Below are 13,121 nucleotides of genomic sequence, written 5' to 3' on the forward strand. Positions count from 1 at the left end.
TAGGCCCTATCCCTGGAAAGCCTCAACCGAACCAGCCCGCCAGGGTCAGCAGGGCGATCACGAACACCCAGATCACCAGGGTGCGCCAGATCAGGCGCGAGGCGGCGTGCAGCCGCTCCGGCCAATCGTCCACCGGCTGATCCGCATCCAGGTCCAGCGCCCCCAGCCCCACCGCCGCCAGCAGGGCATCCGAGGCCAGCGGATTGTGCGCAGCCCCACTCTCGGCATAGAGCCGCCAGCCCTGCCGGGCACCATCGAAATGCCCGGACAGGGCATAGCCCGCCGCCGCCAGCCGCGCCGGCACCCAGTCGAGCACGGCATTCAGGTCGTCGACCGCGGCGTTGAAGGCCTGGTCGCCGTCCAGCCGCTCGCTGCACATCTCCCGCGCCGCACGGTAGGCGACAGCCCCCAGGGGACCGAGCAGGGCGAACCAGAACAGCACACCGAAGATGCGCACATTGGCCTCGATCATCGACCGCTCGACGACGGCGGCGGCCTCCGCCTGCAGATCGTCCGGAGGGGTCTCACCCAGCAGTTCGCCGGCCAGCGCCCGCGCCCGCTCGCGGTCCCCCTCCGCCAGCGCCTGACGATAGCGTTCGATATCGCTGAACAGATCCTGCGGACCGAGGCAGAACAGCAGCACCAGGACACCGAAGGCCAGCGACAGCAACCCCCAGAGCAGGCCGTGCAGCGCGCCCTGCACCAGCAGCACCGCGAACAGCAGCGGCAGCAACAGGGTCGCCAGCTGCACCCAGCCGCCGAAGGGCGGCACCGGCAGGCGGGCGCGCATCCAGGCGATATAGCGATGAAAGTGATCGTAGCGACGCAGCCGGTGCAGCTGATCGTAGACATGCTCCAGCAGCAGGCCGATGAGGATGGAGAGCAGGGTCATGGAAGGGCGACCCGGGCTGACCTGTGGGGCATGTCGGACATGCCGGCCACGCTACCCGCGCGGCGCGCACACTGTCAAGCATCGAGCAGGCGATGCAGCCGCCCCCAGTCGAAGGCCGGTCCGGGGTCCGTCTTGCGTCCCGGCGCAATCTCGCTGTGGCCGACGATGTGCGTCCGCTCGATGCCCGGATAGCGGGCCTGCAGCAGGGGGATCACTGCCGCCAGCGCCCGGTACTGCGGGTCGCTGTAGGGTGTGTCGTCCGTCCCCTCCAGCTCGATACCGATGGAAAAGTCGTTGCAGGCGGCGCGTCCCTGGAAACGGCTCTCCCCCGCATGCCAGGCCCGTTCACCGAAGGGCACGAACTGCAGCAACGCACCGTCGCGCCGGATCAGCAAGTGGCTGGAAACACGCAGGCCGGCGATATCCCGGAAATAGGGGTGCCCCTGGGGATCGAGGCAGTTGGTGAACAGCTGCTCGATGGCCGGACCACCGAACTCCCCCGGCGGCAGACTGATGCCGTGGATGACCAGCAGCGAGACGTCCTCCGGGTCGGGACGGGGATCGCAGTTCGGCGAGGGGCAACGCTGCACCTCCGTCAGCCAGCCGTCGGCAGCGACCCTCAAGGTGCCTCCTCGCCCGGCCCGGCCAGGGCGGCATCGATGGCGGCCTCCAGCGCGGCGGGCTGCGCCTCGCACTGCAGGGCGCTGTGGAACTCGCCATCGAGATAGAGAAACAGCGCCGGCAAGTGATAGACATCGAACTCGCGGGCCAGGGCCTGGTCCTCGGCGGCATCCACCTCGAACAGGCGCAGCGCCGGATGATCCCGGTGATAGCTTTCCAGCAGGCGCCGCCACTGGCGGCAGGCGCCGCAGGAGGGGGCCGTGAAAATCACCAGCGACGCCCCGGGCAGATCGCCCAGCCGGGCGTGGAAATCGAATTGATCGAGCCGTGCCAGCATCTCGTCAGGCTTGATTTAACGCCGCCAATCGCGAATCATCCCGCAAGGATAGCACCGATACGCCGGGCAGCCGACGGCGGCCGGTCCGGCCTGTGAAGGGGTTCACCTTCCGCCTTCGCCCGCCTCGCGTAGAATCTGCCCACTGTGTGACACATGTCGTTAGGAGTCCCCGTGAAACGTCTACTGGTTTTTGCCCTGCTGCTGGGACTGGCCCTGCCCGCCTTCAGTGAAACCCGCTTCGTCAGCGACCGCCTGGAGATCCCCATGCGCACCGGCAAGAGCATGCAGCACCGCATCAGCCGCATGCTGCCGAGCGGCACGCCGGTGGAGGTGCTGGAGGTCGACAAGGCGAGCGGCTGGAGCCTGGTACGCGCACCGAGCGGGGCCGAGGGCTGGGTACTGAGCCGTTACCTGATGAAGGTGCCGGCCGCCCGCGACCGCCTGGTCCAGGCGGAAAAGAAGCTCGCCCAGCTGGAGATGCAGGACAAGACACGCGGCAGCCGCCTCGCCGAACTGGAAGAGGCCAAGGCCGCCGTGGAAGCCGAGCTGGCCAAACTCAAGGCAGAGAACAGCCGGCTCGCCCAGCAGCTGGCGGAAGTGCGCCGCACGGCATCCAGCACCCTGGCCATCGACAGCGAGAATCGCGAGCTGAAGAACAAGCTGATCGCCATGGAACGCGAGCAGCAGACCCTGGTGCAGGAGAACGAATCCCTGCGCGACCGCACCGCCCGCGACTGGTTCATGGTCGGCGCCGGGGTGATCATCGTCGGCATCATCCTCGGCCTGATCCTGCCGCGCATCCGCTTCCGCAAGCGGTCCTCCTGGGACACGCTGTAGAAATCATATAAGGCCACGAAACCCCCGAAAGAAATATTGGTTTCACGGCGCCGCGCGAAGCGCGTGCGCCGCAATAATCCTTTTCGTGGATTTGGTAGGTTTCGTGGCTATACCTACTCGTCGGTGACGCAGCCGAAGGAGGCGTTCTTCACGCACTTGATGTACTTGTACAGGGTGCCGCGGGTCGCCTTGTAGGGTGGCGGCGTCCAGCCCTCGCGGCGGCGCGCCATCTCCTCGTCGCTGACATCCACGCTGAGGGTGTTCTTCTCGGCGTCGATGGTGATCAGGTCGCCGTTGCGGATCAGCCCCAGCGGGCCGCCCTCCTGGGCCTCGGGCACGATGTGGCCAATGATGAAGCCGTGCGAGCCGCCGGAGAAACGGCCGTCGGTGAGCAGCGCCACGTCCTTGCCCAGCCCCGCGCCCATGATGGCCGAGGTGGGGGTCAGCATCTCCGGCATGCCGGGGCCGCCCTTGGGGCCCTCGAAGCGGATCACCACCACGTCGCCCTTGTCGATCTCGTTGCGCTCCAGCGCCGCCAGCATGTCCTCCTCGCAGTCGTAGACCTTGGCCGGACCGGAGAAGTGCAGGCCCTCCTTGCCGGTGATCTTGGCCACCGAACCGCCGGGCGCCAGGTTGCCCTTGAGGATGCGGATGTGGCCGCTTTCCTTGATCGGGTCGTCGAGGCGGCGGAACACGTCCTGACCCTCCGCCAGGTCGTCGACCTCGGCCAGGTTCTCGGCCAGGGTCCGCCCGGTCACGGTCAGGCAGTCACCGTTCAGCAGGCCCTCCGCCAACAGGTATTTCATCACCGCCGGGATGCCGCCGACGTTGTGCAGGTCCTCCATGACGTAGCGGCCCGAAGGCTTGAGATCGGCCAGGAAGGGGATGCGGTCGGACACGGCCTGGAAGTCGTCCAGGGTCAGCGGCACATCGACCGCCCGCGCCATGGCGATCAGGTGCAGCACGGCGTTGGTGGAACCGCCGGTGGCCATCACCATGACCATGGCGTTCTCGAAGGCCTCTCGGGTCATGATGTCACGCGGCTTGATGTCGCGCTCCAGCAGCACGCGCATGGCGGCGCCGGCGCGGTGGCACTCGCGCAGCTTGGCGGCATCGTCGGCCGGCGTCGAGGAACTGTAGGGCAGGCTCATGCCCAGGGCCTCGATGGCGGTGGCCATGGTGTTGGCGGTGTACATGCCGCCGCAGGCGCCGGGCCCCGGGCAGGCGTGCTCGACGATGTCCTGGCGCTCCTCGTCGTCGATCTTCTCGGCCAGGAACTCGCCGTAGCTCTGGAAGGCGGAGACGATGTCCAGCGGCTTGCCGTGGCTATGGCCGGCACGGATGGTGCCGCCATAGACCATGATCGCCGGCCGGTTGAGCCGCCCCATGGCGATCAGCGTGCCCGGCATGTTCTTGTCGCAGCCGGGCAGCGCGATCAGGCCGTCGTACCACTGCGCCGCGACCACCGTCTCGATGGAGTCGGCGATGATGTCGCGCGACTGCAGCGAATAGCTCATGCCCTCGGTGCCCATGGAGATGCCGTCGGAGACGCCGATGGTGTTGAAGCGCATGCCGACCAGCCCGGCCTCGGCCACCCCTTCCTTCACATAGGCCGCCAGGTCGTTCAGGTGCATGTTGCAGGTGTTGCCCTCCCACCAGACGCTGGCGATGCCGATCTGCGCCTTGTCCATGTCCTCGGCGGTCAGCCCGGTACCGTAGAGCATGGCCTGGGACGCGCCCTGGGACTTGGGCTGGGTGATGCGGGAACTGTAGCGGTTGAGTTTCTTCTCGGTCATGGGGGTCTCCGGGGAGTGCGCGACTGGCGCGGGCCGTAAAGCCTCAAAAACGGTTATTGTAACGGCTTGGGGGGCGAGGTTCATCCGGCAATACAGGGCTGGAGATGTGCGCGCAAGGTGCCTGCCCGCCTTCAACCTTCGGGCAATTTCACGATTTCCAGATAACCGCCATCCCGCAGCCGCCGGGCTTCCTCAAGCCCATGGCGGGCGGTTTCGGTGTCGCCGCCGAAGAGGGTGCCGGCGATCTCGTCCAGGCTGACACCTGCCGCTTCGGCATCCAGCAGACGCAGGGCAAGACGCCAGTCCTCCCGCAGCTTGGCGACGGTGCGCATCTGCAGCCGGCCCTCACGACGCAGGCGTTGCTGGCGGGCCAGCAGATAGCGCTTGGCCTGCTCCAGCTGGTCGCGCAACGGCAGATCGAGGTCGAAGCCCAGCGCGATCCGGGCCGGGTCGTCGCCCAGATAGCCACTGTCAGAACCGGTCAGCCGCCGCACCCTTGACGGCTGTTCCCGCCAGGCGAGGCGCTCCGGCGGCAGGGGATTGTCGGTATCGGGCGACAGCGGAAACTTGTAGAACCCCCAGCGGGCGCCCAGGGCACATTCGATCAGCACCCTGTCCTGGTCGATGCGGCAACCGTCGCCGGCCTCGTCCTCGGCGACCACCACATAGGCGCGCGGGTCGCGTTTCCAGGCATGAAAATCGCGGTTCGGCGCCCGGCCGTAGTCGGCCTCCAGCGCCCGCCAGAGGGCATCGAAGCGCGCCCACTCGCGTTGGTAGTCCGGATTGCGGCGCAGGAATTCCCAACCCCACTGGTCGCGGGTCAGGCCGTCGGTAAAGCGGTAGTCGTCTGCATCCCGCCAGTCGGGCATGGGCTGTCTCCCCTTTGCTGTCCGACGCAGATTGAAACACAGCCCCGGACCACAGGCACGGGGCAGCACGCCGGGCGCTGCGGTTGTATGCTTGTATCCCCCTTGAACCGGCCCGAGCAACCGCCATGACCGCACCCGGCCTGCTGCAGATGATCGCCGACCTGATTGCCGCCCCCTCGGTGAGCAGCGTCAACCCTGCCTTCGACCAGGGCAATCTGGCCGTGGTGGAACGCCTGGAATCCTGGCTGCAGGCGCTCGGCTTCCGCACCGAGCGGATGCCGCTGCCCGGGCGGCCGGACAAGGCCAATCTGATCGCCACCCTGGGCACAGGGCCGGGCGGCCTGGTACTGGCCGGGCATACCGACACCGTGCCCTTCGATGCCGGCCGCTGGCAACAGGATCCCTTCCGCCTCACTGAGGCGGACGGCCGGCTGTACGGCCTCGGCACCGCGGACATGAAGGCCTTCCTGGCGCTGGCCATCGAGGCGGCGCGGGACCTCGAAGCCGGGCAGCTCAAGGCGCCGCTGATCATCCTCGCCACCGCCGACGAGGAGAGCAGCATGGCTGGCGCCCGGGCCCTGGTCGAGGCGGGCCGGCCGCGTGCCCGCCACGCCCTGATCGGCGAACCCACCGGCCTGCGCCCGGTACGCCTGCACAAGGGCATCATGATGGAGGCCATCCGCCTGCGCGGCCGCGCCGGCCACTCATCCGACCCGGCGCTGGGCAACAGTGCGCTGGAAGGCATGCACCGGGTCATGGGCGCGCTGCTGGCCTGGCGGGACGAACTCCAGGCCAGCCACCGCAACCCGCTGTTCGCCGTCCCTTCGCCGACCCTCAACCTCGGCCACATCCACGGCGGCGACAACCCCAACCGCATCTGCGCCGAGTGCGAGCTGCACATCGACCTCAGACCACTACCCGGGATGGCTCTGGAGGCACTGCGCGGCGAGCTGCGCCAGCGGCTGGAGGCGGCGCTCGCCGGCAGCGGCCTCATCCTGGAGATCACGCCCCTGTTCGAGGGCACACCGGCCATGGAGACCGCGGCCACCGCCGACATCGTGCGCACTGCCGAGACGCTCAGCGGTCATGCCGCCGAAGCGGTTGCCTTCGGCACCGAAGGGCCCTATCTCAACCAGCTCGGCATGGACACCGTGATCCTCGGCCCGGGCGACATCGACCAGGCCCACCAGGCTGATGAATACCTGGCACTGGAACGCATTCCGCCGACGCTGGACCTGCTGCGGGCGCTGATCCGGCGGTATTGCCTGGGAGAAGCTGGAAGCTAGGATTCAGGGGTCAGGAGCGGCGCTTCGCGCCGCATCGCGACCTGGCGATCGCTCCTACCCCCGTATCTCCTGACTCCTGACTCCTGACTCCTGACTCCTGACTCCTGACTCCTGACTCCTGACTCCTGACTCCTGACTCCTGACTCCTGACTCCTGACTCCTGACTCCTGGCTTCTGGCTTCTGGCTTCTGGCTTCTGGCTTCTGGCTTCTGGCTTCTGGCTTCTGGCTTCTGGCTTCTGGCTTCTGGCTTCTGGCTTCTGGCTTCTGGCTTCTGGCTTCTGAATTCCAGCTTCTATATCCTTCCCCCATGCCGAAGAAGAAAAACCCGAGCTGCTCCTTCGTCGACGCAATCCGCCATGCCGCGCCCTATATCCACGCGCACCGCGGCCGCACCTTCGTCATCGGTTTCAGCGGCGAGGCGGTGGAAGATCCGGGCTTTGCCACCCTGGTGCACGACATCGGTCTGCTGCACAGCCTCGGCGTGCGGCTGGTGCTGGTGCATGGCGCGCGACCGCAGATCGAGCGGCGCCTCAAGGAGAGCGGCACCGAACTGAAATACGCCCAGGGCCTGCGCATCACCGACGACCGGGCCCTGGCCGGCGTCAAGCAGGCGGTCGGCAGCGTGCGGGTGGAGGTCGAGGCCCAGCTATCGATGGGACTGGCGGCGACGCCCATGGCCGGCGCCCAGCTCGGCGTCGCCTCCGGCAATTTCGTCACCGCCCGCCCGCTCGGGGTGCGCGACGGCATCGACTACCAGCACACCGGCGAGGTGCGGCGCATCGACGCCCCCGCCATCCGCGAGCAGCTCGGCATCGGCCGGGTGGTCTTGCTCTCTCCCCTCGGCTACTCGCCCACCGGCGAGGTGTTCAACCTGCACGCCGAGGAGGTCGCCACCGCCGCCGCCATCGAACTCAAGGCCGACAAGCTGATCCTGCTGGTCGAGGGCCGCGGCCTGACCGACGGCCGGCGGCGGCTGATCCGCCAGCTCACGCCGCCGGGGGCGCAGGCCATCCTGCGCGGCCGGCGCGTCCTGTCCGAGGACATGCGGCGCCACCTGGAAAGCGCCGTGCTGGCCTCCAGGCGCGGCGTGCGCCGCTGCCATCTGATCGGCCGCCAGAGCGACGGCGCACTGCTCAGCGAGCTGTTCACCCGCGACGGCGTCGGCACCCTGATCACCGCCGAGACCTACGAGGGCCTGCGCCAGGCCGGCATCGACGACGTCGGCGGCATCCTGGAACTGATCGAGCCGCTGGAACAGGAGGGCGTGCTGGTGCGCCGCTCGCGGGAGCGGCTGGAGATGGAGATCGACCGCTTCTTCGTGGTCGAGCGCGATGGCCTGATCATCGCCTGCGCCGCCCTCTACCCGGACGGCCACGGCTTCGGCGAACTGGCCTGTCTGGCCGTGCACCCCGACTACCGCGGCCAGGGCCGTGGCGACCAGCTGCTGGAGGCCATCGAACGCCATGCACGGCAGCAGGGCATCGACCGGCTGTTCGTGCTCACCACCCGTACCTCGCACTGGTTCCAGGAACGCGGCTTCCGCCGGGCGGACGTGCGCGAGCTGCCGGTGAAACGGCGCAGCCTGTACAATTACCAGCGAAATTCACGGGTCCTGATCAAGCCGCTGCAGTAAACGAGCGGCCGACAGGGCCCTCATCCCTTGCAAAGGAGCATCCCATGTTGCGATTCCGTCTGCTGCCCTGGGCAGCCATCCTGCTTGGCCTCGGCACCGCGGCACCGGCCGCCGCGACCGGGGTCGCGCCCGCACCCAACGGCATCGAACTCCCCGCCGGCTACCGCGATTGGCAGCTGATCGGCAGCTCGCACCGCACCGACAACAACAGCCTGCGGGTCATCCTCGGCAATCCGGTGGCGGTGGCCGCCGCCCGCAAGGGTCGCATCCGGCCCTGGCCCGACGGCACCATCCTTGCCAAGCTGGTCTGGAAGGACGCCAGACACCCCGAATGGCCAGCCGCCACGATACCTGGGCGCTTCGTCCATGCCGAGTTCATGATCAAGGACAGCGCCAAGTACCAGGCCACCGGCGGCTGGGGCTTCGCCCGCTGGCTTGGACAGGAGCAGCGGCCCTACGGCAAGGACTCGGGCTTCGAACAGGAATGCTTCGGCTGCCACCAGCCGGTCAAGGACCAGGACTACGTCTTCACCCGGCCAGTGACCCTGCCCTGAGGTCGGTCCAGCCATGGCCGCCCGCCCTGTCGAACTGGCGCAGATCACCGACTGTCACCTGTTCGCCGATCCCGAGGGCCGCCTGAAGGGCGTGCAGACCGAGGCCACCCTGGCCGCGGTGATCGCCCTGGTGCGGCAGCGCCACGAGCACCTCGATGCGGTGCTGGCCAGCGGCGATCTGGTGCACGACGGTTCGGAGGCAGGCTACCGACGGCTGCATGCCCTCTTCGGGGGCCTGCGTGCCCCCGTCTACTGTGTGCCCGGCAATCATGACGAGACCGGAGCGATGCGCCGCAGCCTGGACGGCCGGCGACTGCAGTGGGTACGACAGGCCGACCTCGGCCCCTGGCGGATCGTCTTTCTCGATTCCAGCCTGCCGGACAGCGAGGGTGGCCACCTCGATGAAGCGGAGTTCGCGGCCCTGGAGGCAAGCCTCGCCGGGGCCGGCGCCCGGCACGTCCTGGTCTGCCTGCACCACCCGCCGCTGCGCGTCGGCAGCCACTGGCTGGACACCATGGTCATCGACAACGGCGACCACCTGCTGGAACGGCTGGCCGCCGAGCCACGCGTCCGCGGCCTGGTCTGCGGGCACATCCACCAGAACCTCGATCTGAGCCTGGGCCAGCTGCGCCTGCTCGGCAGTCCCTCCACCTGCATCCAGTTCCTGCCGGACAGCGAGACATTCACCCTGGAGGCCATCCCCCCCGGCTACCGCTGGCTGCGCCTTCTGGCGGACGGCCGTATCGAGACCGGCATCGAACGCATTGCAGACCTGCCAGCGGGGCTGGAACTGACCCCGGAAGAGTACTGACCAGAAAAGCCGCAGGCCGCGGGACCGTGGCGGAGGACGCCCCATCGCGGCGTGGACGCCGCTCCTACAGGGCATGGCAGCTCGATTTTGCGTAGGAGCGGCCTCCAGGCCGCGATCGAGGATCGCATCACCCGCCGTCGTCAGGCGGAACCGAGGATGGCCACGAAACCCACCAAACCCACGAAAAGATCGATGGCCACGGAAGGCATTGCAGGAGCGGCCTCCAGGCCGCGATCGGGGATAGCATCACCCGCCGTCGCCAGGCGGAACCGGCGATGGCCACGAAACCCGCGAAACCCACGGAAAACGTTGTAGGAGCGGCCTCCAGGCCGCGATCGGGGGTGGCATCACCCGCCATCGTCAGGCGAAACCTACGATGGCCACGAAACCCGCGAAACCCACGAAAAGATCGATGGCCACGGCATCCACGGAAAACAGTGCAGGAGCGGCCTCCAGGCCGCGATCAAGGTGGCATCACCCGCCGTCGTCAGGCGAAACCTACGATGGCCATGAAACCCGCGAAAAGGTCGATGGCCACGGAACCCACGGAAAACGTTGAAGGAGCGGCCTCCAGGCCGCGATCAAGGGGGTATCACACGCCGTCGTCAGGCGAAACCTACGATGGCCACGAAACCCGCGAAACCCACGAAAAGATCGATAGCCACGGAACCCACGGAACACATTGTAGGAGCGGCCTCCAGGCCGCGATCGGGGGGCGATCAGGATGCGCGGCGCACCCGCGCGCGATGACAGCCATATGCAAACAGCGCCGCCCCGAGCAGCACGACAGCGCCCATCAGCAGTACCGCCGCCTGTACCCCCAACCGCTCGGCCAGGGCGCCGGCCAGCAGGTTGCCGAGTGGCGTGAAGCCGATGAAGATCACCGAGAACAGCGCCATCACCCGGCCACGCAGCGCATCCGGGATGGAGAGCTGCAGGAAGGTGTTGCTGGCTGCGGCCACCGAGGTCAGTGAGAAACCGACCAGCAACAGCACCGTCAGCGCCAAAGGGAAGAGCGTGATGCGGGAAAAGAGCAGCAGGCCGAGACCGAGCAGCAACCCGGCGAGGGCGATCAGCCGTGTCAGCCCGGCCGCCTTGTGCCGTAGCGCCAGGTGCAGGGCCCCGGCCAGGGCACCGGCGCCAGCGGCACCGACCAGCAGCCCAAGCTGCTCGGCACCGCCGCCGAACACTTCGCGGGCGAATACCGGCATCAGCACCAGATAGGGATTGGCGAACAGGCTGACGACACCCACCAGCAGCAGGGTCATGCGCAGCGCCCGCTCGTGCCAGGCGAAGCGCAGTCCCTCGACGATACCCCGCCCCCGGCTGCCACCGCCGGGCGGGCTGTCGGTCAGACGCATGACCAGCAGGGCAACGATCACCGCCAGATAGGACAGGGCATTGAGCAGGAACACGCCCCCCTCCCCCAGCCAGCCGATCAGCCAGCCGGCCGTGACCGGGCCCAGCGTCCGCGCCAGGTTGAAGGTACTGGAATTGAGGCCGATGGCGTTGTGCAGATCCTGGCGCGGCACCAGCTCCGCCACCAGGGTGTGGCGGGCCGGCATCTCGAAGGCATGGACGAAGCCCAGCAGGGTGGCCAGCAGCATGACGTGCTCCACCCTGATCACATCGGTGAGGGTCAGCCCGGCCAGTACCAGCGCCTGAAGCATGGCCAGGGCCTGGGCCCCCAGGAACAGCCGGCGGCGGGGCAGGCGATCGGCCACCAGGCCGCCGAACAGCCCCAGCAGCAGCACGGGGGCCATGCCGAGAAAGCTGACCAGGCCGAGCATGAAGCTGGATTCCGTCAGCCGGTACACCAGCCAGGCCTGGGCGACATTCTGCATCCAGGTGCCGTGCAGGGACAGGATCTGGCCGAAGAAATACAACCGGTAGTTGCGGTGACGAAGGGAACGGAACAGGCGTGGCATGGCCGCGAGCCTACCGCAAAAGCCGGCACCCGGCACGCCGGCACGCCCCCGCAGAGCAGCACACCGACGACGGACTTGCCGCAGGCGGGCCCACGCACTAAGCTGCAGCGATGAGTTCAGGGAGGACGTGACAACACCCATGGCACAGAACAACCACCAGAGGCCGGCCTTCGTGATCGCCGCAACACTCGCCGGCCATCTCTACCGGGTGATGCACATCGCCAAGCTGATGTCGCTCAGCGCCAGCAACGCCAAGGGCGTGGCCGCCCGGGCCGGGGAGAAGGCCATGGGCTTCCGCCCCATCACCGACTTCATCGCCGAGATGGCGAACGACACCATCCACCACGCCACCCGGATCAACCAGCACGCGCTCTCCGTCTCCCGCACCTCGGTCGCCTCGCAGCGCAGCCATATCGCCAAGGGCCACCTGGAGCAGACCCGGCGCAAGCTGGAAGGCCAGCGCCGCAAAGCCTACCTCGACGAACTGATCGGCGCCGCCGAGGCCAAGCACGACGCCCTGGAAGAGGACATCCGCGAGACCATCCACATCCTCAGCCTGGAGCTGGAGGAGATCCGCCAGGGCATGCGCGGCGCCAACATCATCGTCACCAACTCACGCACCGAGGCGGCGCGGGCCGGCGAGTTCCGCCCCTACCTGGAATCCATCGCCAGCAGCGTGGAAGAGGCGGCCAACGACATCCAGAAGGAGATCGGCGCCTGCCGCTCCCTGATCGAACAGCTCAAGCATGCATCCTGACCCCATGGGTGACCCAAGATGAAAACCACGACCCTCTACGACGGCCGCCACCGCTGGATCGCCTTCGGGCGCGACCCCGACAAGCCGGAGAAGATCATCGACACCAACCAGTATCTGATCGTCGACGGCAAGCGGGCCCTGCTGATGGACCCCGGCGGCATCGAGATCTTTTCCGCCATGCTGGCCTCGGTGCTGCGCTTCACCGACATCGATGCCATCACCGACCTGTTCGCCTCGCATCAGGACCCGGACATCATCTCCTCGCTCGGACTCTGGGACCAGGCCCTGCCCCATGCACGGCTCCATGCCCCCTGGCTGTGGGAGGGCTTCCTGCGCCACTTCGGGCTGAACCACATCGAATACGTGGCCATCCCCGACGAGGGCAGCACCCTGTCGCTGGAGACGGCGCAGATCCAGTTCATCCCGGCCCACTACCTGCACGCCTCGGGCAACTTCCACGTCTACGACCCGGCCGCGCGGATCCTGATGAGCGGCGACGTGGGCGCGGCGCTGGAACCCGAGGGTGCGCCCATGTTCGTGGAGGACTTCGAGGAACACATCCCGAAGATGAAGATGTTCCACCAGCGCTGGATGCCCTCCAACAAGGCGAAACAGGACTGGATCCGGCGGGTGCGCGCCCTCGACATCGACATGCTCGCCCCCCAGCACGGCCGCATCTTCCGCGGTGACGACGTCAAGCGTTTCCTGGACTGGTTCGAGGCGCTGGAGGTCGGCACGGCAGTCGGCTGAAGGGCCGGCCTGGGAAACCCTCGATCGCGGCCGGGAGGCCGCTCTGACT

At 67.9% G+C, this 13,121-nt stretch carries 13 protein-coding genes; 7 read left to right on the forward strand and 6 right to left on the reverse strand.

Translation table 11 applies throughout. The features are described from left to right. Window positions 1-22: 22 nt before the first annotated feature. The 3 genes from ampE to QVG61_RS11830 all read right to left on the reverse strand — a co-directional run bounded on the left by ampE (window position 23) and on the right by QVG61_RS11830 (window position 1,850). Window positions 23-892: a regulatory signaling modulator protein AmpE gene (ampE, locus tag QVG61_RS11820; RefSeq protein WP_289930842.1), complete on the reverse strand. Its 870-nt coding sequence runs from the start codon at window positions 890-892 to the stop codon at window positions 23-25. 74 nt (window positions 893-966) lie between these two features. Next, window positions 967-1,515 carry a 1,6-anhydro-N-acetylmuramyl-L-alanine amidase AmpD gene (gene ampD, locus QVG61_RS11825; RefSeq protein WP_289930843.1) on the reverse strand — a complete coding sequence of 183 codons (549 nt, stop codon included), beginning with the start codon at window positions 1,513-1,515 and terminating at the stop codon, window positions 967-969. After that, on the reverse strand, window positions 1,512-1,850 hold the full coding sequence (locus QVG61_RS11830) for a thioredoxin family protein (RefSeq protein WP_289930844.1): 339 nt from the start codon (window positions 1,848-1,850) through the stop codon (window positions 1,512-1,514). The genes ampD and QVG61_RS11830 overlap by 4 nt, the downstream gene beginning before the upstream one ends. A 171-nt stretch (window positions 1,851-2,021) precedes the next feature. On the opposite strand from QVG61_RS11830, the gene QVG61_RS11835 reads away from it, so the two are divergent. Continuing rightward, window positions 2,022-2,687, forward strand: a complete 666-nt coding sequence (locus tag QVG61_RS11835) for a TIGR04211 family SH3 domain-containing protein (RefSeq protein WP_289930845.1) — start codon at window positions 2,022-2,024, stop codon at window positions 2,685-2,687. A 113-nt stretch (window positions 2,688-2,800) separates the two neighbouring features. On the opposite strand, the gene ilvD is transcribed toward QVG61_RS11835, so the two are convergent. Beyond that, window positions 2,801-4,483: a dihydroxy-acid dehydratase gene (ilvD, locus tag QVG61_RS11840; protein ID WP_289930846.1), complete on the reverse strand. Its 1,683-nt coding sequence runs from the start codon at window positions 4,481-4,483 to the stop codon at window positions 2,801-2,803. A gap of 131 nt (window positions 4,484-4,614) precedes the next feature. Next, window positions 4,615-5,352, reverse strand: a complete 738-nt coding sequence (locus QVG61_RS11845) for a DUF6499 domain-containing protein (RefSeq protein WP_289930847.1) — start codon at window positions 5,350-5,352, stop codon at window positions 4,615-4,617. Window positions 5,353-5,477: 125 nt separating this feature from the next. Between QVG61_RS11845 and argE the strand changes: the two genes are divergently transcribed. The 4 genes from argE (at window position 5,478) to cpdA (ending at window position 9,637) form a co-directional block, all read left to right on the forward strand. Next, window positions 5,478-6,638, forward strand: coding sequence for an acetylornithine deacetylase (gene argE / locus QVG61_RS11850; RefSeq protein WP_289930848.1), 1,161 nt, complete (start codon window positions 5,478-5,480; stop codon window positions 6,636-6,638). Window positions 6,639-6,946: 308 nt separating this feature from the next. Next, window positions 6,947-8,272, forward strand: a complete 1,326-nt coding sequence (argA, locus tag QVG61_RS11855; protein ID WP_289930849.1) for an amino-acid N-acetyltransferase — start codon at window positions 6,947-6,949, stop codon at window positions 8,270-8,272. Window positions 8,273-8,316: 44 nt separating this feature from the next. Further along, window positions 8,317-8,826, forward strand: coding sequence for a cytochrome P460 family protein (locus QVG61_RS11860; RefSeq protein ID WP_289930850.1), 510 nt, complete (start codon window positions 8,317-8,319; stop codon window positions 8,824-8,826). A gap of 13 nt (window positions 8,827-8,839) precedes the next feature. Continuing rightward, window positions 8,840-9,637 carry a 3',5'-cyclic-AMP phosphodiesterase gene (cpdA, locus tag QVG61_RS11865; protein WP_289930851.1) on the forward strand — a complete coding sequence of 266 codons (798 nt, stop codon included), beginning with the start codon at window positions 8,840-8,842 and terminating at the stop codon, window positions 9,635-9,637. A gap of 719 nt (window positions 9,638-10,356) precedes the next feature. Here the strand turns inward: cpdA and QVG61_RS11870 are convergent. Next, on the reverse strand, window positions 10,357-11,565 hold the full coding sequence (locus QVG61_RS11870; RefSeq protein WP_289930852.1) for an MFS transporter: 1,209 nt from the start codon (window positions 11,563-11,565) through the stop codon (window positions 10,357-10,359). Window positions 11,566-11,704: 139 nt separating this feature from the next. Here QVG61_RS11870 and QVG61_RS11875 point away from each other — a divergent pair, with 139 nt between their 5' ends. Beyond that, a complete protein-coding gene (locus QVG61_RS11875) occupies window positions 11,705-12,322 on the forward strand; it encodes a hypothetical protein (RefSeq protein ID WP_289930853.1) in 618 nt (205 codons plus the stop codon). Between the two features lie 18 nt (window positions 12,323-12,340). Beyond that, window positions 12,341-13,072, forward strand: coding sequence for an MBL fold metallo-hydrolase (locus QVG61_RS11880; RefSeq protein WP_289930854.1), 732 nt, complete (start codon window positions 12,341-12,343; stop codon window positions 13,070-13,072). Window positions 13,073-13,121 lie beyond the last annotated feature (49 nt).

It is taken from the genome of Thiohalobacter sp. IOR34 (genome assembly GCF_030406045.1).
Taxonomy (GTDB): Bacteria; Pseudomonadota; Gammaproteobacteria; order Thiohalobacterales; family Thiohalobacteraceae.